Raw genomic sequence first — 17,547 nt, 5'->3', positions numbered from 1 at the left:
TAGGCTGTGTGCAACCTAAAGTTGCGGTTCTACACAAGTCAAATGTGGGAGCGAGCTTGCTCGCGATGAGGCCCTCAAATACAGCGAAAACCCAGGGTCAATCCCCTGTCCCACGCCAAATCCCTTTCCCACTCAACCGCTCCCGATCATGGGCCACGGTGAAATCCTGATTCGGCCCCTTGGGCACGATCCCATTCGGGTTGATGGTCTTGTGGCTGCCGTAGTAGTGCCCCTGGATGTGAGTGAAATCCACGGTCTCGGCAATGCCCGGCCATTGGTACAGCTCTCGCAGCCAGTTCGACAGGTTCGGGTAATCGGCGATGCGCCGCAGGTTGCATTTGAAGTGACCGAAGTACACCGCGTCGAAGCGAATCATCGTGGTGAACAAGCGGATATCGGCTTCGGTCAGGTATTCGCCGGCCAGGTAGCGACGGGTGTCCAGCAAGGCTTCCAATCGATCCAGTTCGGCAAACAATTGGTCGAAGGCTTCTTCATAAGCGGCCTGGGTCGTCGCGAACCCGGCGCGGTACACGCCGTTGTTCACCGCCGGGTAGATACGCCCGTTCAACGCATCGATCTCATGGCGCAGGTGTTCGGGATACAAGTCCAAGTCGTTGCCGGTCAAGCCATCAAAAGCGCTGTTGAACATGCGGATGATTTCCGCCGATTCGTTGCTGACGATGCGCCGCTTCTGTTTGTCCCACAGCGCCGGCACGGTGACGCGGCCGGTGTAGTCGGGCGTGTCGGCGGTGTAGCGCTGATGCAGGAATTGCAAATCGTCGAGTTTGTCGCCCGTCGAGCCGTGGGCCTTGTCGAAGGTCCAGCCATTTTCCAGCATCAGGTAGCTGACCACCGAGACGTCGATCAGGTTTTCCAGGCCCTTGAGCTTGCGAAAGATCAGCGTCCGGTGCGCCCAGGGGCAGGCCAGGGAGACGTACAAATGGTAGCGACCGGCCTCGGCGGCAAAACCGCTCTCACCCGAGGGGCCGGCGCTGCCGTCGGCGGTCACCCAATTGCGCCGTTGTGCCTGTTCACGCTGGAAGCTGCCGTCCTTGCTTTCATACCACTGGTCCTGCCAGCGGCCCTCGACCAACAAACCCATCTGGATGTCCTCGCTCAATAATCATTGGAGACGAGTCTATTCCGATAGGTTCGAACTAATAGCGCAAAGGTTGGGCGCTGATGATCGATTAAATCGATCTGTCTCGGGCATGCCAGTACTGGCGTGCCTTGTCGAGCGCTTCGTCGCGAGTATCGCCCAGGCCGCGCAAGGCCAGGGCCATGGTAGCGATCAGCGCCAGTTGCGGGTAACTGTCTTCGATGTCGCCACGCCAGATCGCTTTCAAATGCTCGGGGTCAAGACTCTCCGGTTTGACGTGGCGTTGCTCGGACAGGCGCGGCCATTCCTCATCCCAGCTGCTGCCGCCAGTGGTGCCGTACAAATGGCTGTCGGCGTCCGGATTGATCTCGATCTCGCCGCCGTCGCCCTTGATCACGATGGCGGTGTCGCCGAGCAAGCCGCTGGCCTCGCGGTGCACGGCCTGGTAGCCCGGATGAAAGATGCTTTGCAGCCCGCAGCGTGCGGCCAACGGGTTGAGGATCCGCGCCAGGGAGTGGATTGGCGAGCGCAGGCCCAGGGTGTTGCGCAGGTCAATCATGCGCTGCATCTGCGGTGCCCAGTCCACCAGCGGCATGAAGGCCAGGCCGCCGTGGTCCAGTGCGGTGCCGACCTGCTGCCAGTCGCGGCACAACGGGATGCTCAAGAAACCCAGCAGTTGCTCGGTGTAGAGCCGGCCCGCCGTGTGGGCCCCGCCGCCGTGCATGAAGATGCGCACGCCGTTTTGTCCGAGGCATTTCGCGGCCAACAGATACCAGGGCAGATGACGCTTCTTGCCGGCGTAGGTTGGCCAGTCGAGGTCCACCGCCAATGTCGGCACCTCCAGGCGCTGACGCAGGGCGTCGGTGAAGCCCGCCATTTCCTCGGCGCTTTCTTCCTTGTGCCGCAGCAGCATCAGGAACGCACCCAGCTGGGTTTCTTCAACCTGCTCGTCGAGCACCATGCCCATGGCTTCCCGCGCTTCTTCACGGGTCAGGTTGCGGGCGCCACGCTTGCCTTTGCCAAGAATGCGCACGAACTGGGCGAACGGGTGCTCGGCGGGGGTTTCAAGGGTCAGTGCTGGGAAGTCGGTCATAGGCAATTCGTCGGTTTGGGCAGGCCCGCCAGCTTGGCGGCGAGTTTGGCGGGAGTGCCTTTGAACAATCGGTTCAGGTGCAGGCTGTTGCCTTTGTCCGGCCCCAGTTTCAGCGCGGTGTACTTGATCAGCGGCCGGGTAGCGGGGGACAGCTGGAACTCATCGTAGAAGGCCCGCAGCAGTTCGAGGATTTCCCAATGTTCGGGGCTCAGCTCGATGTCTTCGGCAGTGGCCAAGGCGGTGGCGACGTCGGCGGACCAGTCATTGAGATCGGTCAAATAGCCATCTTTGTCCAGCGCAATGCCGCGCTCGCCTACGGTCAGGGTCTTCATAGCCAGGTGTTGACCTTGTCATGCTGGATCGACAGTTCGACGAAGCCTGGATAATCGATGGCCTCGGCCCAGTCCGGAACAGGCAAGGCGCGGGCCTGTGCGTCTTCGGTCAGGACGAACACTTTGCAGCCGCTGGCGTGCAGCGTGGAGAACGGCGCGGTACCGGGTTGCAGCGCGTAGGCCGCGTCGCCGCACAGCAGCAGCGCGTCGTGAGTGCCCAGGATCCGCAGGCAACTGGCGAGACGGCTGTCGCCGAAGGGGGAATGAGACAACACATGCAAGGTCGACATCAGAGGGTGATCACCTGGTCATAGCGGTCAATGAGCGCGGCGATGTCCGCTGCGCCCAATACGTTCAGGTCGTCCAGCGCCAGGGCATCGACAGCGAGACCGCGTTCGGCGGCGCTGTCGGCGCAGACAAACAGCTCGTCGACGCCAAACATCGGCAATGCCTGCAAGTTGGCGCTCAGGTCCTTTTGCTGGACAACCTTGGCGTGCTGGCCGGCTGCGAGCTGGAACACGCCGTCATCGAGAAACAACAGGCCGATGGGCAGGTCGAACGCGCCGCCGGCCAAGACGATGTCCAGCGCTTCCCGGGCGCCGGGGCCGGACCAAGGTGCTTGGCGGCTGATGAGCAACAAGGACTTGGCCATCACGCGCCTCCAAAACAGATCAAGCGGTCGGCGTCCTGGATCGCATCGTGCAACTGGCCCAGCCCGGACAACGCCCAGGGCGCTTCGACACTGGCCGCCGAACGCTGGTAGCGCTGGGCTTCTTCCGCGTTCAACACGCCACGGCGCAACGCCGCCGCGATGCACACCACGCCGTCGAGCTGATGCTCGCTGACGAAGGCGCGCCATTGCTGGGGCAGGTCTTGTTCGTCCTGAGGCGTGACGACGCTGTTGGCGGCGTTGTAGACGCCGTCCTGATAGAAAAACAGCCGCACGATTTCATGCCCTGCGGCCAGCGCTGCCTGGGCAAACAGCAAGGCGCGGCGCGAGGAGGGCGCGTGGGCGGCGGAAAACAGCGCGATGGCGAACTTCATGACGGACCCGATCAGCAAAACTGCGGCCATGATAATGCTTTATGGACGAGGGGGCGATTACAGGTCTTCCAAAACAGAACCCAGATGTACTCATTGTGGCGAGGGGATTTATCCCCGCTGGGGCGCGCAGCGGCCCCTCTTTAGGTCGCTGTGGTTTGCCTGATACACCGCGTTGGCACATCCGGGGGCTGCTTCGCAGCCCAGCGGGGATAAATCCCCTCGCCACAGCGGGTTGTTCAGCTTTGGCTTTCGAGGCCATACAGCTCGCAATACTCTGCCCATTCCATCCCCGCCATTTCCGCCACTTCCTTGTGCACTTCCATGCGTTGGGCCTGGTAGTCCTCGGCTGAGTCGGTCGTTAGCAACAGCGTCAGTTCCCAGGCGAACAACCCGACGCTTTCGGCCTCGGCTTCGAATGCTTCATGCAACCGCTCGGCGCGGTATTGCGCGGCGGTTTCGCCCTTGGCCTGGGCCAGCAGCGGGTTGAGGTTGTCCAGTTCGTCGCGCAGCTCGGGGCGTTCGTCGAGGAAGATCTGCAGGGCTCGTTCGTGTTGCTGTTCGGTTGTCGCCATGGTCGCTCCTTGGTCGATAAGCCAACAGGTTGCGCGAATCGATAGCCGTTGTCGCGTGCAAATTTCGGTAAAGCCGCACGGCAACAGGGGGCGCAATGCTACAGTCCGTTTTTTTTCTCGATGAGTGAATGCGATGCGAATGCTGATGGTGGCCGTGGCCGCGACCCTGCTGGCCGGCTGCGCGGGTTCGGCGATGGAACAAGCCCGGACCCAAGCCCCCTACAAGACCCTGGCCTCCGACAAGCCGCAGCAGAATGTCGCCGAGTGCGTGAAGTTTGCCTGGGAAGATGAAGCGGTGTTTGGTGTCGATGCCGGCGCCTACTTGCAACCGGGCAAGAATGGCGGCTCGACGGTGTACACCCGCTCGGCCGAATCGTTTGTCGATCTGCAAGCCAGTGCCACGGGTACGGCGTTGAGTTACTACGCCAAGCATGACGATTTTGTCGCCAAGCGCCGGTTGGCGGCGTTGGCGACGTGTCTTTGAGCTGATAGACCGAGGTGTCTGCCTTCGCGAGCAGGCTCGCTCCCACAATGACTGGGGTGGCCTGACTATTGTCCCCGTGGGAGCGAGCCTGCTCGCGAAAGCGCAGAGTCAGTCGGCAACGATGTTGAATAGTTAACCGCTTTCGCGAGCAAGCCCGCTCCCACAAGATCGGTATTTCAATCGGCCTGGATCAGGCGCTTCTGGAAGAAGAAACGCTGATGCCCCGGTGGATAGTCCTCGATCTTGCCGCACTCGGTGAAACCATGCCTGCGGTAGAAGTCCGGGGCCTGGAAGTCGAAGGTGTCGAGCCAGATGCCCACGCAATCCTTTTCCCTGGCCAGCTGTTCGGCCATCTGCATCAATTCCGAGCCTGTGCCCTGACCCCGGGCCTGTTCAGGCACGACCAGCAACTCGATATAGAGCCAACGAAAAAATACTCGGCCGTATAGTCCGCCGACGATTTCGTCGTGCTCGTCGCGCACCAGCCAGGCGACCGGTTCTGGCGCGCTTCCGCCTGTCTGGGCGATGTTATAGGCCCGCAGTGGCGCGAGGATGGCCTGGCGTTGTTCATCGGTTGGAGCGTCCGTGCGTTCGATTCGCAGCGTCATCAGTGATGTCCTTGTGCATTGGGATGATCAAGCGCAGTGAGCCTATCCCAAGGACGACGATGACGTAAGCCGCTCGACGGGAAACGGGCACATTGCGCAAACCGAGCCATACTCGTCTGTGCTTTTGAAGCGATCCGACCCTTAAAACAAGAAGAGACCGACTCATGAAGTTCGAATCCCTGGCCCGGACCCTCATCGCCACCTCACTCTCCCTCTGCTGTCTGACTGCCCACGCTGCGTCCCAAGCCCCGGTTGCCGCGGAGAACGGCATGGTGGTGACCGCCCAGCACTTGGCGACCCACGTTGGCGTCGATGTGCTCAAGAGCGGTGGCAATGCGGTGGATGCGGCGGTTGCGGTGGGGTATGCCCTGGCGGTGGTCTACCCGGCGGCGGGCAACCTCGGTGGTGGCGGTTTCATGACCTTGCAGATGGCCGATGGCCGCAAGACTTTCCTGGACTTCCGTGAAAAAGCGCCCCTGGCCGCCACGGCGGACATGTACCTGGACAAGGACGGCAACGTCATCCCCGAACTCAGCACGCGCGGCCATCTGGCGGTAGGCGTGCCCGGCACCGTCTCCGGCATGGAACTGGCGCTGAAGAAATATGGCAGCAAACCCCGGGCGGAATTGATCGCGCCGGCCATCAAGTTCGCCGAGGACGGTTTTGTCCTGGAGCAGGGGGATGTCGATCTGCTGGAAACCGCCACCGATGTGTTCAAGAAGGATGCGCGTGATTCCGGCGCGATCTTCCTGCACAACGGCGAGCCGATGCAGGCCGGCCAGAAACTGGTGCAGAAGGACCTCGCCAAGACGCTGCGGGAAATCTCCACCAAGGGCGCCGATGGCTTCTACAAAGGTTGGGTCGCCGACGCTATCGTCACGTCCAGCCAGGCCAACAAAGGCATCATCACCCAGGCTGACCTGGACAAGTACAAGACCCGCGAGCTGGCACCGGTGGAGTGCGATTATCGCGGCTACCACATCATCTCCGCGCCGCCACCCAGCTCCGGCGGCGTGGTGCTGTGCCAGATCATGAACATCCTCGACGGCTACCCGATGAAAGACCTGGGTTTCCACTCGGCACAGGGCATGCACTACCAGATCGAAGCCATGCGTCACGCCTACGTCGATCGCAACAGCTACCTGGGCGATCCGGATTTCGTGCAGAACCCCATCGACCACCTGCTGGACAAGAACTACGCGGCGAAGCTGCGCGCCGCGATCGAGCCGCAGAAAGCCGGTGACTCGAAAAAAATCAAACCCGGCGTGGCCCCCCATGAGGGCAGCAACACCACCCATTATTCGATCGTCGACAAGTGGGGCAACGCCGTCTCCGTCACCTACACCCTCAACGACTGGTTCGGCGCCGGCGTGATGGCGAGCAAGACCGGGGTGATCCTCAACGACGAAATGGACGATTTCACCGCCAAGGTCGGCGTGCCCAACATGTACGGCCTGGTGCAGGGCGAAGCCAACGCCATCGCGCCGGGCAAGGCGCCGCTGTCGTCCATGAGCCCGACCATCGTCACCAAGGACGGCAAGACCGTGATGGTCGTCGGGACCCCGGGCGGCAGCCGCATCATCACGGCAACCTTGCTGACCATCCTCAACGTGATCGACTACGGCATGAACCTGCAGGAAGCGGTGGATGCGCCGCGCTTCCATCAACAGTGGATGCCGGAGGAAACCAACCTGGAAACCTTCGCCGCCAGCCCCGATACGCTCAAGCTGCTGGAGAGCTGGGGGCATAAGTTTGCCGGGCCACAGGATCCGAACCACATCGCCGCGATCCTGGTGGGCGCGCCGTCATTGGGCGGCAAGCCGGTGGGCAAGAACCGCTTCTACGGCGCTAACGATCCACGCCGCAACACCGGATTGTCGTTGGGCTACTGACCATTCGAAGAGGGAAACATGAGCACCGCATTACTGATTATCGATGTCCAGGAGGGGTTGTGTGCTGGCGAGGAGGAATGCTTCGACAGCCAGCGCCTGGTCCAGACCATCAACGACCTCAGCGCCAGGGCGCGGGCTGTCGACCTGCCGGTGATCCTGGTCCAGCATGAAGAGCTGGACGGTTCGCTGGCACATGGCAGTGCCGCCTGGCAATTGGCCGGCGGCCTGCTCACCGGACCTGATGACTTGCGGGTGCGCAAGACCACGCCGGACGCGTTCTACCAGACCGACCTGCTGGCGCTGTTGCAAGCCCGGAGCATCGATCGCGTGGTGATCTGCGGGCTGCAAACCGACTATTGCATCAACGCGACCGTGCGCCAGGCCCATGCCCTGGGGTACGAAGTGGTCCTGGCCGCCGACGCCCATTCGACGGTGGACAACGGCAGCATGACGGCGGAGCAGATCATCGCCAATCACAACCATCGACTCGGGCGACTGAGCAGTGCGGTGTCGCGGATTGACGTGATGCCGGCGGCCAGGATCCGCCTTTGATTCAAAACCAGCGAACGCTCAGGTCAACTCTGTGGCGAGGGGATTTATCCCCGTTGGGCTGCAAAGCAGCCCCAGCTGTGCCTGTCACTGCGGTGTAGCAGTCGGGATACAGGGGGCCGCTTCGCGACCCAACGGGGATAAATCCCCTCGCCACAGGGAGCTGCGGGAATGGTAACGGATCTTATGATCACCACAGCAGCGCGCGCATTGGCGGCGGGGGACCCGGTGGCCGCGCTCAATCGTGTCGCTTTGCGCAATGATGCCCCGGCCCTCGCGCTTCGTGGCATTGCCATGGCCCAGTTGGGAGAGCTGGAAAAAGCCAAGGGCCTGATGCGGCGGGCCGGTTTGGCCTTCGGGCCCAGGGAGGCCATGGCGCGGGCGCGGTGCGTCGTCGCCGAGGCTGAAATTGCCCTGGCTTCCCGTGACCTCGCCTGGCCGATGAAGCGCCTCGACGCCGCTCGGTCGGTGCTCGAAACCCAAGGCGATCGAGCGAACGCGGGCCATGCGCGGACCATCGAGATTCGCCGGTCGTTGTTGATGGGCCGGCTCGACGAGGCCGAGCTCAAACTCGTCGAGCTGGACCTTGACGGCCTGCCTTTGGCGTCCCGGGCGGCTTGCGAATTGGCGACCGCCGGCATTGCCATGCGACGACTGCAGGCGCAGACCGCCCGCGAGGCCCTTGAACGGGCCGGGCACGCCGCACGGCAAGCGGGCATTGGCGCGTTGAATGCTGAAATCGAAAGCGCCTCGCAAATGCTGCGTATGCCCGCAGCGCGCCTGGTCGCCCGAGGCGAAGAGCGCTTGTTGCCACTCGAAGAGGTGCAAGCCCTGTTGGGCGGCGCGGCGCTGGTGGTGGATGCCTGCCGATATGCGGTCGGCAACGCAGGCCGCCAGATTTCACTTGCCCGGCGCCCGGTGCTGTTTGCCCTGGCCCGCGAACTGGCTCAAGCCTGGCCCGGCGACGCCTCGCGGGAAGTGCTCATGACCCAGGCCTTTGGCTTGAAGTTGACGGACGACTCCCACCGCGCTCGGCTGCGGGTCGAGATGGGACGGTTGCGCAAGGCGCTGCGTCCAATGGCCGACGTTGTCGCGACCCGGCGCGGTTTTATCCTGACGCCACGCGATGCCGACGAGATCCGGGTACTGGCGCATGTCGTCGAGCAACCCTGCGGGGCGGTGCTGGCGCTGTTGGCGGACGGAGAAGCCTGGTCCAGCTCGGCCCTCGCGTTGGCCCTGGGCACCAGCCAGCGCAGCGTGCAGCGAGCGTTGGAAACCCTTGCGGCCAATGGCAAGGCGCAGTCGTTCGGTCGCGCCAGGGCCCGGCGCTGGACGGCGCCACCGATGCCCGGATTCGCGACGGTATTGTTACTCACTGCGCTGCCGTTCGATGGCTAGGATGCAATCACACCCACCGATGAGGCGATGTGAGATGAAACGTTCAGAGGCACAAATCCTGCGTGAATACGGCCCGTTTCCAGGCGTCGACTGCGTGCACGGCGTGAGCCATGACGGCGAGCGCGTCTGGTTCGCCTCGGGCGAAAAGCTGCACGCCCTCGATCCCGCCAGTGGCCAGACCGTGCAGTCCCTTGATGTTCCAGCGAATGCGGGCACGGCATTCGACGGTCAGCATCTGTTCCAGATTGCCGGCGACAGCATCCGCAAGATCGATCCGCGCACCGGCCAGGTAGTGGCGACGATCCCGGCGCCCAACAGTGGTGATGACTCCGGCCTGGCATGGGCCGAAGGTTCACTTTGGGTCGGTCAGTACAAGGCGCGCAAGATCCTGCAGATCGACCCGGCCGACGGCAGGATTCTGCGCACGATCGAATCCAATCGCTTCGTCACGGGCGTGACTTGGGTCGATGGCGAGCTGTGGCATGGCACCTGGGAAGATGATGAAAGCGACCTGCGGCGTATCGATCCGCAAACGGCGCAAGTGCTGGAAAGCGTGACGATGCCGCCGGGGATCGGCGTGTCGGGGCTGGAGTCCGATGGTGCGGACCGGTTCTTTTGTGGTGGGGGCGGCAGCGGCAAGGTGAGGGCGGTGCGTCGGCCGGTTTGAGGGCTGGCCAAGTTCAGTATCTGAAATACCGCATTTGTGGCGAGGGGATTTATCCCCGCTGGGGCGCGCAGCGGCCCCTCTTCCCTCACGGCCCGACACACCGAGCACTGGTTCAGGGGGCTGCTCCGCAGCCCAGCGGGGATAAATCCCCTCGCCACAATGATGTCTGCCTATTGGCTTATGGCGCGCCAAGCACCATCGTCCAGTACACCCCCGCATCACTGCTCGGATCGCTGGCGGATGCGGCGCCCATCTGGGTAAACATCGGGTTCATCAGGTTGGCGCAATGCCCGGGGCTGGCGAGCCAGTCGCCCATGGCCTGGCTCGGCGAGCGTTGTCCGGCGGCGATATTTTCGCCCAGCTTATGTCCGCGAAAGCCGGCGCCCTTGGCCCGGTCGGATGTGGAGCGACCGTCCGGGTCGCGATGGGCGAAATAATTACCCCGGGCCATGGCGCGGCTATGCCCGAGGGCGGCGGTACCCAGGGCGGCGTTCCAGCTCAACGGCCGAGCGGCGGCAAAGCGCTGGCGCCCGCACATCCGTGGCTTGGCCCTGGCGGCGTTGACCTGGGCCAGCAGCGTCTTGTCCGGCGCGCCCGCATCGCTCATTCGCGTGCTGCCCCCCATGGGCTGCGCCAACACCACGCGCCACTCGTCACCGACCCGATTGACGCCGATATCGGCGTACCGATTGTCCAGCAGCGCCGCGCAATGCTCGTCTGCGAGCATTTCCAACGCTTCGTCGGCGTCCCGTGCGTCGGTCAGGCGAATGCTGCGTACCTCGCGGGCTTGATAACCCACGTCCTTCAGTGCGTCGCGCAGTCCGCCACGGAAACCGATCGGCAACGCCAGGTTCGAGCGCAGTACCAAGGGGGGCGCGGCGCGCAATCTTTGCCAGTCACACCGTTGGGACTGGCTGCGGTAATCGTTGATAGCGCTCACCAGTTGCCCTTCGCCCCGGGCATGGGCCGGGTTGGCGAGGAGAGAAGACAGGATCGTGAGGCACAGCGAAGCGAAACGGCGAGAGCGAACAGGATGGCGCATGGGGCGAACGGCTCGGGAGGGAATTGCCTTGACGCCAGAACGGCGCCGGTCAGCCCTGGATGCATCGTTCAGGGCTGGGGTAGGACTGCGGCTTTTGAAACTAGTTTCAGGGGGGTAAACACTTAACTCCCCGAGCCCACACATTCCCCGTGGCGAGGGGATTTATCCCCGCTGGGCTGCGAAGCAGCCCCAAACCAGGCAACTCGGTGTGCCAGGCAGATTGAGCGTCGCTGCTTTAGGGCTGCTCTGCAGCCCAACGGGGCGGTGCGACGTTTCGCTAAATCCCCTCGCCACAATGATATTCGAGCTTAATCACTTCACCGCTTCAGCCACCGGCGCCTTGACCCGCTCGACCTTGCGCCACGTCAGCAACACGATGCCAGTCACCACGATCGCGCCGCCCAGGATCTGCCCTGGGTTGAGCATCTGGTCCAGCACCAGCCAGCCGATCAGCAGGGTCGCCAGTGGTTCGATGTTCATCACCGGGGCGTTGCGCGGCATGTCCAGGCGCGGCACGCACATGAACAAGACGATGAAGCCGGTGCCATAAAGCACCATCAGGGTGGCGAGCGCCAGCCAGCCGGTGCTGCTGGCGGGGAAGTCGAGGCCGCCGGGCAGGGCCCCGGTGAGGCCGGCGAGGTTGACACTGCTGAACACAATGAAAATCGTCAGCAGGCTGCGCACCGAACCGCGCACCTGGGACAACTTGTGATCGGTGATCCACAACGCGCATGCGAAGACGCACGCGGCGCAGAACGCCAGGCCAACCCCCAGCAGCCATTGCGGGCCGACATCCGCCTGGGACGCCAACCGCGTCGGCACCTCCAGCACGAACACCAGGCCCACCAGGATCAAGCCCATCAGCGTTGCGGTACGGGCAGTCGGGCGCGGGCCGCCGAGGGCCCAGGTCAACAGGGCCAGGAGGATCGGGAAGACGTTGCCCACCAACAGAGCCAGCGCCACCGGCACCCGGGCCACGGCGGAATACAGGCACAGGCTTTGGGCGCCGATCAGCAGGCCCAACGCCAACTGCCAGCGCCAGGCGCCCGGCGGCAGGCGCAAGCTCTGGCGTTGCCACAACACCATCGCCGCCAATACCAGCAACGTCCCGCCCGAGCGCAGCAGGATCGCCAGCAACACGCCGGCCCCGTCATCGAATGCCGCCCGCGCGGCGACATGGTTGCCAGCGAAGGCGCAGCCCATGCAGAGCAGAATGAGCACGGCGATCGGGCGGGGGAATGGAATGGGAACATTGGATGCGGCGATGGAGCGGGTCATGGCAGGACGTCTCAAAGGGAGGGCGCGAAACAAGCCCTATTAGCGTAATGCTGTTCACTCAGGACAAACGATGGCCCGTGGCGAGGGAGCTTGCTCCCGCTCGGCTGCGAAGCGGCCGTAAAACCGGCGAATGCGGTGTATATAAAACTCCGCATTCAGCAGTTTTGGGGCCGCTTCGCGACCCAGCGGGAGCAAGCTCCCTCGCCACAGGTTGTTAGACGATCTTGAGTGAGCAGCGTCAGCCCTTTAGCGGGCTCTTGATTTTGTTGTCGTACAACTGCGCCGAATTTTTACCGTATATGGCGGGCGCTAACAAGCCCGTCGAACCACGCCTTCTTGTCTCAGGGCCTGGATAAGTCATGCATTCAAGCTGGCTGTGGCTTTTCTCCGTGTTGAAAGTTTCTTGGAAGGAAGCATCTGCATTTTTGATCTTGTACGATGTCCTATCAGAGAGTAAAACAAACGTCCCCGTCCAATAATAATTAACGGAGACGTACGATGGATGCTTCGCAACCTGCAACCGCCGATCAGGGGCGCCGGATCTTCCTGAAGAAATCCCTGGTGGTCTCGGCCGCCGCCGCGACACTTGGAAACCTGTCCGGCCTGGCCCAGGCCGAGCCGCTGAGCCAGCGCTATCCAGACCCCCTGGTCAATATCCTCGACCCCAGCTTCATGGACTTGCGCATCTTCAACGCCAGTGTCGAGAAGCTCGCCAGCGGCTTGCGCTGGGCGGAAGGGCCGGTATGGATCGGCGACGGTCGCTACCTGCTGGTCAGTGACATTCCCAACAACCGCATCGTGCGTTGGGATGAAGTAACCGGTGGCTTGTCGGTGTACCGTGAGAACTCGAACTTCTCCAACGGCATGTGCCGCGATCGCCAGGGGCGGTTGCTGGTCTGCGAAGGCTCGACCACGACGAGCGAAGGTCGGCGCATCACGCGCACCGAACCCAACGGCACCATCACCGTGCTGGCCGACAGTTTCGACGGCAAGCCGTTGAACTCGCCCAACGACATCGTCTGCAAACGCGACGGCTCGATCTGGTTCACCGATCCACCGTTCCAGACCGGCAACAATTATGAAGGGCACAAAGTCACCCCGGCGCAGCCTCACGCGGTCTACCGCATCGACGGCCAGACCGGCAGGCTCAGCCGTGTAATCGACGATTTGGCGGGGCCCAACGGCCTGTGCTTTTCCCCGGACGAAAAAACCCTCTACGTAGTCGAAGGCCGGGCCAAGCCCAACCGTTTGATCTGGGCGATCACGGTCAAGGATGACGGCACCCTGGGGGAGCGGCGCAAGCACATCGAAGGGCTGGACTACGCGGCCATCGATGGGATCAAGTGCGACGAGAGCGGCAACCTCTGGTGCGGTTGGGGCGGGAATGGCGACCCCAAGGCCGACCTGGAAAAACTCGACGGCGTTCGGGTGTTCAACCCCGAGGGCAAGGCCATCGGGCACATCTCGTTGCCGGAACGCTGCCCGAACATCTGCTTCGGCGGGCGAGAAGGCAACCGGCTGTTCATGGCCGGCAGCCACTCGCTGTACTCGTTGTTCGTGAACACCCGAGGGGCTACGTTCGCCTGACCAAAAAATAGGCTCAGCAACGTCTCTCGGTGAGTCGAGCACCTGTTTTGTGGCGAGGGGATTTATCCCCGCTGGGCTGCGAAGCAGCCCTCAAACCAGGCAACTCGGTGTGCCAGGAATATTGAGTTCACAGGTTTGGGGCTGCTGCGCAGCCCAGCGGGGATAAATCCCCTCGCCACGATTTTCACAATCATTGGATAGAGGGCGTCCTGGACGCCCTCGGCCTCAACCCAGCTTCACGTTCATGGTGATCTGCGCCGTGAACACCTTCTTGCCTTCCACGTCATGAATGTCCACCGGCACGATCTTGTCGCCTTCGGTCTGCCAGTCCACCTCGTCGCCATTCGCAACCGCCGTCACATCGCTCTTGGCCTTGGCCAGGTATTGCACGCTCATCCCTTTGGGAATCCAGCGGGCGCCTTCCGGAATGGAAACGTTGGTCATCATGCCCGCAGCCAACTCGGCGGCGTTGCACATGGCGATCGCGTGGACTGTTCCCAGGTGATTGGTGATTTCCTTGCGAAACGGCACCTGCACGGTCGCCGCGCCCTGGCGCAACTCTGTGACCAGAGGGTTGATGGTGGAAAAGTACGGCGCCATCTGACAGGCCATTTTGCTGAACGCGTCCGGACCTGCGCTGTTGAACATACCGAGAACCTGATTCATGTGAAGCCTCGCTGACGAGTGATTTTGCGGAATGATGTTCCGTTACAGAATAATATTCTGTAACGGAACGGTATTCTGTTGGCGGCGAATCTGTCAAGCTGTGCTCACTTCATCACGGGCAACCCAGCGCCCGGTCCATTCAACGAACCGGTTAATGCCAAGCATGGAAACAGCAGATTTACTCGAACGCGCCTTCCCCGGCAGAAGGGCCGAGCTCAAGCGCGATATCTTTCGCAAGGCCCTGGCGCTGTTCAACGAGCAGGGCATCGAGGCGACCACCATTGAAATGATCCGCACCGAATGCCAGACCAGCGTCGGCGCGATCTACCATCATTTCGGCAACAAGGAAGGCTTGGTGGCGGCGCTGTTCTTCACCGCCCTGGAGGATCAGGCGCGTTTGCGCGAGCAATATCTGTCCGAGGCGACAACCGCCGAACAGGGCGTGCAAGCGTTGATCTACAGCTACGTTGATTGGGTGGACAGCCAGCCCGAATGGGCGCGTTTCCAGTATCACGCGCGCTTTGCGGTGACCAAGGGACCGTTCAAGGACGAGCTCGCCAGCCGCAACACCTCACGTAACGGTCAACTGTGGCAGTGGCTGAGCGCCGCAGAGCAGGGCGAGGCGCTCAAGCGCTATCCCGCCGAGTTGATGTTCTCGCTGATCATCGGCGCGTCTGAAAGTTATTGCCGGGCATGGCTGGCGGGGCGGGTGCCTTCCAGCCCGAAGGCTCACCGGGAGTTGTTGGCACAAGCGGCGTGGCGCTCCATCAGCGCTGAGTGACGATCAAAGCGGGCAACTCCACAATTCCACGGCTGGTTGCTGTGCGGAAGGCGGCCCCAGCCAATGCGCCATCGGCTGGCAAACGCCGGCATGACACAGCTGATAGTCGCCGGCCTGGGGTGTGCGGCCGAGCTTCAGCGGTTGCAGCGGCGGCAGTTCGCGGTGATATCGCCAACTGCCGTTTTCCAGCCGAGCGCCCTCGGGTATTTCCATGCCGGCGCCGTTGCCCTTGACCCTGGCCTCACCCAGGATCAGGCCCTGTTCGCTGACCCGGTAATCCTCCTCCCAACGGATCTTCTCGATGGTGTGGTTCCAGGCCAGCGTGAACTCGCTGAGTTCAAGGTGTGCCCAGACCACGCCGGACAAGCCCAGGCACAAGCCAATCACGCCAAGGCTCGCCCGACACGTCGTGAGCGCCAGACGTGCTGGAAAATCAGCAGCGCACCCAGCACGAAGCCGATCTCATCGGTCAGGGGCAGGGCAACCACCAGCATCGCGCCAGCGGCAAAACACATCAGGCGTTCCCAGATCGGCATTTTCTGTTGCAGGTATCCAGTGGAAGCCATCCCCCAGAGCCCGACGGCCAACAATGTCTTGACCACCATGTACGCCGTCATCCACAGATTGTCGCCCTGCAGCATCAACGCCGGGTTGTACACCGTCATGAATGGAATGACGAAGCCGGCGAGGGCGATGCGCACCGCCCAGAAGCTGATCTTCAGGCCGCTCTCCCTGGCGATGGGCGCGGCGGCGAAGCAGGCCAGGGCCACCGGCGGGGTCAGGTCGGCGAGGATGCCGAAATAGAAAACGAACATGTGCGACACGATCAGCGGCACGCCAAGTTCCAGCAGGGCGGGCGCGGCAATCGAGCTGGTAATGATGTAGTTCGGGATGGTCGGGATGCCCATGCCCAGCACCAGGCAGGTGAGCATGGTCAGCAGCAGGGACAGGAACAGATTGTCCTTGCCGATCGCCAGGATATAGCCGGCGAACGTGGACGCCACGCCCGTCAGCGAGACCACGGCGATGATGGTGCCGACCAAGGCGCAGGCGATCCCTACCGGAACGGCGTGCCGGGCGCCGTCCACCAAGGCGTGCAGGCAGACGACCAGGGTTTCCCGGGTGCCTTTCATGAACCAGCAGGCCACCACCAGCACGCCGATCACCGCGAATACAATGCCGATACCGAGCCGGAAGAACCCGACGCAAAGGATGCCCAGCGCGACCCAGAAGGCGCAGCGCAAGGCGTAGTTCGACACTTTGAGAATGATCGCCGAGCCGAGGATCACGATGGCCGTCAGCGCCAGCCCGACCATGCCGGAGAACAGCGGCGTGCGGCCGGAAAACAGCAGGTAGACCAGAACGGCCAATGGGATCAGCAGGAACCAGCTCTCCTTGACCGCGCCCCAGGCGCTCGGGCATTGGTCCTTGGGCAGGCCCTTGAGGTCGGAGCGCTTGGCTTCCAGGTGAACCATCCAGAACACCGAGCCGAAATACAGGCACGCCGGAATCAGCGCGGCCTTGGCGATCTCCACGAACGGCACGTTGATGGTCTCGGCCATGATGAACGCCACCGCGCCCATCACCGGCGGCATGATCTGGCTGCCCATGCTCGACGTCGCTTCCACGCCGCCGGCGAACGCGGCCTTGTAGCCAAAGCGTTTCATCAGCGGAATGGTGAACTGGCCGGTGGTCACGACGTTGGCGATGCCCGAGCCGGTGATGGTGCCCATCAGTGCCGATGACACCACGGACACCTTCGCCGGACCGCCCAGCTTGTGACCGAACAGGCCCATGGCAAAATCCGTGAACAGCTTGATCATGCCGGCCTTTTCCAGGAACGCGCCGAACAGGATGAACAGGAAGATGTAGGTGGCCGATACATAGGTCGGCGTGCCGTACAGGCCTTCGGTGCCGAAGGCCAATTGGTTGATGATTTGATCGACGCCGTAGCCGCGATGGGCCAGTTCGCCTGGCAAGTGTTCGCCGAACAGGCCATAGGCGAGAAAGAGGCCGCAGATGATCGGCAAGGCGATGCCCATCACCCGCCGCGCCGCCTCGAACACCAGCACGATCAGCATGACGCCGATGACCATGTCCGCGGTCGTCAGGTCGCCGGAACGCTGGATCAGGTCGGCCTCGAACACCCATTGATAGAGCGCCGTCGCCACGCTCGCCAGGCTCAAGGCCCAGGCCAAGGGCTGCCAGGGCCGTTGCTTGCCGTGGGCCGGGTAGCTCAAAAACACCACCCACAGCAAAAAGCCCACATGCACTGCCCGCAGTACGATGCTGGACACCGGTGAAAAGGCCGCCGTGATGATCTGGAATATGGAAAACAGCAACGCCACGTAGAACAGCGTCTTGGGCCAGTCCCGCGGGTCCGTGGCGATGCCGTGCTGGTCTTCACTCATGAGATGCCTGCCTGTTGTCGACGTGCGGATGCGAAACGCAATGC

General features: G+C 62.7%; 20 protein-coding genes. 7 read left to right on the top strand and 13 right to left on the bottom strand.

Annotation, left to right across the window (positions count from 1 at the left end; genetic code table 11):
- Nucleotides 1-97: 97 nt before the first annotated feature.
- The 7 genes from KSS97_RS18800 to KSS97_RS18770 all read right to left on the bottom strand — a co-directional run bounded on the left by KSS97_RS18800 (nucleotide 98) and on the right by KSS97_RS18770 (nucleotide 4,140).
- On the bottom strand, nucleotides 98-1,102 hold the full coding sequence (locus tag KSS97_RS18800) for a glutathione S-transferase family protein (protein ID WP_217859895.1): 1,005 nt from the start codon (nucleotides 1,100-1,102) through the stop codon (nucleotides 98-100).
- Nucleotides 1,103-1,190: 88 nt separating this feature from the next.
- The gene (locus tag KSS97_RS18795) at nucleotides 1,191-2,192 is read right to left on the bottom strand and encodes a glycosyl transferase family protein (RefSeq protein WP_217859894.1); all 1,002 of its coding nucleotides are present in this window, start codon (nucleotides 2,190-2,192) and stop codon (nucleotides 1,191-1,193) included.
- Nucleotides 2,189-2,524 carry a TusE/DsrC/DsvC family sulfur relay protein gene (locus KSS97_RS18790; RefSeq protein WP_030141349.1) on the bottom strand — a complete coding sequence of 112 codons (336 nt, stop codon included), beginning with the start codon at nucleotides 2,522-2,524 and terminating at the stop codon, nucleotides 2,189-2,191. Before KSS97_RS18790 ends, KSS97_RS18795 begins: the two co-directional genes overlap by 4 nt.
- The gene (gene tusB / locus KSS97_RS18785; protein ID WP_030141350.1) at nucleotides 2,521-2,814 is read right to left on the bottom strand and encodes a sulfurtransferase complex subunit TusB; all 294 of its coding nucleotides are present in this window, start codon (nucleotides 2,812-2,814) and stop codon (nucleotides 2,521-2,523) included. The genes KSS97_RS18790 and tusB overlap by 4 nt, the downstream gene beginning before the upstream one ends.
- Nucleotides 2,814-3,176 (bottom strand): sulfurtransferase complex subunit TusC, encoded by a 363-nt coding sequence (tusC, locus tag KSS97_RS18780; RefSeq protein WP_217859893.1) that lies wholly within the window; start codon nucleotides 3,174-3,176, stop codon nucleotides 2,814-2,816. Before tusC ends, tusB begins: the two co-directional genes overlap by 1 nt.
- Complete coding sequence (tusD, locus tag KSS97_RS18775; protein ID WP_181287846.1) at nucleotides 3,176-3,568, bottom strand: sulfurtransferase complex subunit TusD; 393 nt, start codon at nucleotides 3,566-3,568, stop codon at nucleotides 3,176-3,178. The genes tusC and tusD overlap by 1 nt, the downstream gene beginning before the upstream one ends.
- A 236-nt stretch (nucleotides 3,569-3,804) precedes the next feature.
- Nucleotides 3,805-4,140: a DUF6388 family protein gene (locus KSS97_RS18770; protein WP_030141353.1), complete on the bottom strand. Its 336-nt coding sequence runs from the start codon at nucleotides 4,138-4,140 to the stop codon at nucleotides 3,805-3,807.
- 133 nt (nucleotides 4,141-4,273) lie between these two features.
- Between KSS97_RS18770 and KSS97_RS18765 the strand changes: the two genes are divergently transcribed.
- Nucleotides 4,274-4,624 (top strand): hypothetical protein, encoded by a 351-nt coding sequence (locus tag KSS97_RS18765; protein ID WP_030141354.1) that lies wholly within the window; start codon nucleotides 4,274-4,276, stop codon nucleotides 4,622-4,624.
- Between the two features lie 176 nt (nucleotides 4,625-4,800).
- On the opposite strand, the gene KSS97_RS18760 is transcribed toward KSS97_RS18765, so the two are convergent.
- Entirely contained in the window at nucleotides 4,801-5,232 is a 432-nt protein-coding gene (locus KSS97_RS18760) for a GNAT family N-acetyltransferase (protein WP_030141355.1), read from the bottom strand.
- 164 nt (nucleotides 5,233-5,396) lie between these two features.
- Here KSS97_RS18760 and ggt point away from each other — a divergent pair, with 164 nt between their 5' ends.
- The 4 genes from ggt (at nucleotide 5,397) to KSS97_RS18740 (ending at nucleotide 9,738) form a co-directional block, all read left to right on the top strand.
- On the top strand, nucleotides 5,397-7,124 hold the full coding sequence (ggt, locus tag KSS97_RS18755; RefSeq protein WP_217859892.1) for a gamma-glutamyltransferase: 1,728 nt from the start codon (nucleotides 5,397-5,399) through the stop codon (nucleotides 7,122-7,124).
- Between the two features lie 18 nt (nucleotides 7,125-7,142).
- Complete coding sequence (locus KSS97_RS18750; protein WP_217859891.1) at nucleotides 7,143-7,676, top strand: cysteine hydrolase family protein; 534 nt, start codon at nucleotides 7,143-7,145, stop codon at nucleotides 7,674-7,676.
- A 168-nt stretch (nucleotides 7,677-7,844) separates the two neighbouring features.
- Entirely contained in the window at nucleotides 7,845-9,071 is a 1,227-nt protein-coding gene (locus tag KSS97_RS18745; RefSeq protein WP_217859890.1) for a helix-turn-helix domain-containing protein, read from the top strand.
- Between the two features lie 34 nt (nucleotides 9,072-9,105).
- Entirely contained in the window at nucleotides 9,106-9,738 is a 633-nt protein-coding gene (locus KSS97_RS18740) for a Vgb family protein (protein ID WP_198796060.1), read from the top strand.
- A gap of 178 nt (nucleotides 9,739-9,916) precedes the next feature.
- Here KSS97_RS18740 and KSS97_RS18735 read toward each other — a convergent pair whose 3' ends face one another.
- Both KSS97_RS18735 and KSS97_RS18730 read right to left on the bottom strand, forming a co-directional pair.
- Nucleotides 9,917-10,780 carry a CAP domain-containing protein gene (locus KSS97_RS18735; protein ID WP_217859889.1) on the bottom strand — a complete coding sequence of 288 codons (864 nt, stop codon included), beginning with the start codon at nucleotides 10,778-10,780 and terminating at the stop codon, nucleotides 9,917-9,919.
- Nucleotides 10,781-11,092: 312 nt separating this feature from the next.
- On the bottom strand, nucleotides 11,093-12,058 hold the full coding sequence (locus KSS97_RS18730; RefSeq protein ID WP_030141361.1) for an EamA family transporter: 966 nt from the start codon (nucleotides 12,056-12,058) through the stop codon (nucleotides 11,093-11,095).
- 498 nt (nucleotides 12,059-12,556) lie between these two features.
- Here KSS97_RS18730 and KSS97_RS18725 point away from each other — a divergent pair, with 498 nt between their 5' ends.
- Nucleotides 12,557-13,645, top strand: coding sequence for an SMP-30/gluconolactonase/LRE family protein (locus tag KSS97_RS18725; RefSeq protein ID WP_217859888.1), 1,089 nt, complete (start codon nucleotides 12,557-12,559; stop codon nucleotides 13,643-13,645).
- Between the two features lie 225 nt (nucleotides 13,646-13,870).
- Here KSS97_RS18725 and KSS97_RS18720 read toward each other — a convergent pair whose 3' ends face one another.
- A complete protein-coding gene (locus tag KSS97_RS18720; protein WP_030141362.1) occupies nucleotides 13,871-14,311 on the bottom strand; it encodes a hotdog fold domain-containing protein in 441 nt (146 codons plus the stop codon).
- Nucleotides 14,312-14,474: 163 nt separating this feature from the next.
- Here KSS97_RS18720 and KSS97_RS18715 point away from each other — a divergent pair, with 163 nt between their 5' ends.
- Nucleotides 14,475-15,092, top strand: coding sequence for a TetR/AcrR family transcriptional regulator (locus KSS97_RS18715; protein WP_217859887.1), 618 nt, complete (start codon nucleotides 14,475-14,477; stop codon nucleotides 15,090-15,092).
- A gap of 3 nt (nucleotides 15,093-15,095) precedes the next feature.
- Here the strand turns inward: KSS97_RS18715 and KSS97_RS18710 are convergent, their stop codons facing one another.
- Together KSS97_RS18710 and KSS97_RS18705 are read right to left on the bottom strand one after the other, a co-directional pair.
- Nucleotides 15,096-15,479, bottom strand: a complete 384-nt coding sequence (locus KSS97_RS18710) for a DUF1850 domain-containing protein (RefSeq protein ID WP_217859886.1) — start codon at nucleotides 15,477-15,479, stop codon at nucleotides 15,096-15,098.
- Complete coding sequence (locus KSS97_RS18705) at nucleotides 15,476-17,503, bottom strand: TRAP transporter permease (protein ID WP_217859885.1); 2,028 nt, start codon at nucleotides 17,501-17,503, stop codon at nucleotides 15,476-15,478. Before KSS97_RS18705 ends, KSS97_RS18710 begins: the two co-directional genes overlap by 4 nt.
- Between the last annotated feature and the right edge of the window lie 44 nt (nucleotides 17,504-17,547).

Origin of the sequence: Pseudomonas alvandae (assembly GCF_019141525.1) — a bacterium.
Lineage (GTDB): Bacteria > Pseudomonadota > Gammaproteobacteria > Pseudomonadales > Pseudomonadaceae > Aquipseudomonas > Aquipseudomonas alvandae.
The sequence above is the reverse complement of the archived record's forward strand: the minus strand, read 5'-3'. Positions and strand labels throughout refer to the sequence as shown.

Excerpts from the sequence above, each read along its gene's own strand:
- KSS97_RS18800 (WP_217859895.1), bottom strand. The coding sequence starts at position 1,102 with ATGGGTTTGTTGGTCGAGGGCCGCTGGCAGGACCAGTGGTATGAAAGC.
- KSS97_RS18795 (WP_217859894.1), bottom strand. The coding sequence starts at position 2,192 with ATGACCGACTTCCCAGCACTGACCCTTGAAACCCCCGCCGAGCACCCG.
- KSS97_RS18790 (WP_030141349.1), bottom strand. The coding sequence starts at position 2,524 with ATGAAGACCCTGACCGTAGGCGAGCGCGGCATTGCGCTGGACAAAGAT.
- tusB (WP_030141350.1), bottom strand. The coding sequence starts at position 2,814 with ATGTCGACCTTGCATGTGTTGTCTCATTCCCCCTTCGGCGACAGCCGT.
- tusC (WP_217859893.1), bottom strand. The coding sequence starts at position 3,176 with ATGGCCAAGTCCTTGTTGCTCATCAGCCGCCAAGCACCTTGGTCCGGC.
- tusD (WP_181287846.1), bottom strand. The coding sequence starts at position 3,568 with ATGAAGTTCGCCATCGCGCTGTTTTCCGCCGCCCACGCGCCCTCCTCG.
- KSS97_RS18770 (WP_030141353.1), bottom strand. The coding sequence starts at position 4,140 with ATGGCGACAACCGAACAGCAACACGAACGAGCCCTGCAGATCTTCCTC.
- KSS97_RS18765 (WP_030141354.1), top strand. The coding sequence starts at position 4,274 with ATGCGAATGCTGATGGTGGCCGTGGCCGCGACCCTGCTGGCCGGCTGC.
- KSS97_RS18760 (WP_030141355.1), bottom strand. The coding sequence starts at position 5,232 with ATGACGCTGCGAATCGAACGCACGGACGCTCCAACCGATGAACAACGC.
- ggt (WP_217859892.1), top strand. The coding sequence starts at position 5,397 with ATGAAGTTCGAATCCCTGGCCCGGACCCTCATCGCCACCTCACTCTCC.
- KSS97_RS18750 (WP_217859891.1), top strand. The coding sequence starts at position 7,143 with ATGAGCACCGCATTACTGATTATCGATGTCCAGGAGGGGTTGTGTGCT.
- KSS97_RS18745 (WP_217859890.1), top strand. The coding sequence starts at position 7,845 with ATGGTAACGGATCTTATGATCACCACAGCAGCGCGCGCATTGGCGGCG.
- KSS97_RS18740 (WP_198796060.1), top strand. The coding sequence starts at position 9,106 with ATGAAACGTTCAGAGGCACAAATCCTGCGTGAATACGGCCCGTTTCCA.
- KSS97_RS18735 (WP_217859889.1), bottom strand. The coding sequence starts at position 10,780 with ATGCGCCATCCTGTTCGCTCTCGCCGTTTCGCTTCGCTGTGCCTCACG.
- KSS97_RS18730 (WP_030141361.1), bottom strand. The coding sequence starts at position 12,058 with ATGACCCGCTCCATCGCCGCATCCAATGTTCCCATTCCATTCCCCCGC.
- KSS97_RS18725 (WP_217859888.1), top strand. The coding sequence starts at position 12,557 with ATGGATGCTTCGCAACCTGCAACCGCCGATCAGGGGCGCCGGATCTTC.
- KSS97_RS18720 (WP_030141362.1), bottom strand. The coding sequence starts at position 14,311 with ATGAATCAGGTTCTCGGTATGTTCAACAGCGCAGGTCCGGACGCGTTC.
- KSS97_RS18715 (WP_217859887.1), top strand. The coding sequence starts at position 14,475 with ATGGAAACAGCAGATTTACTCGAACGCGCCTTCCCCGGCAGAAGGGCC.
- KSS97_RS18705 (WP_217859885.1), bottom strand. The coding sequence starts at position 17,503 with ATGAGTGAAGACCAGCACGGCATCGCCACGGACCCGCGGGACTGGCCC.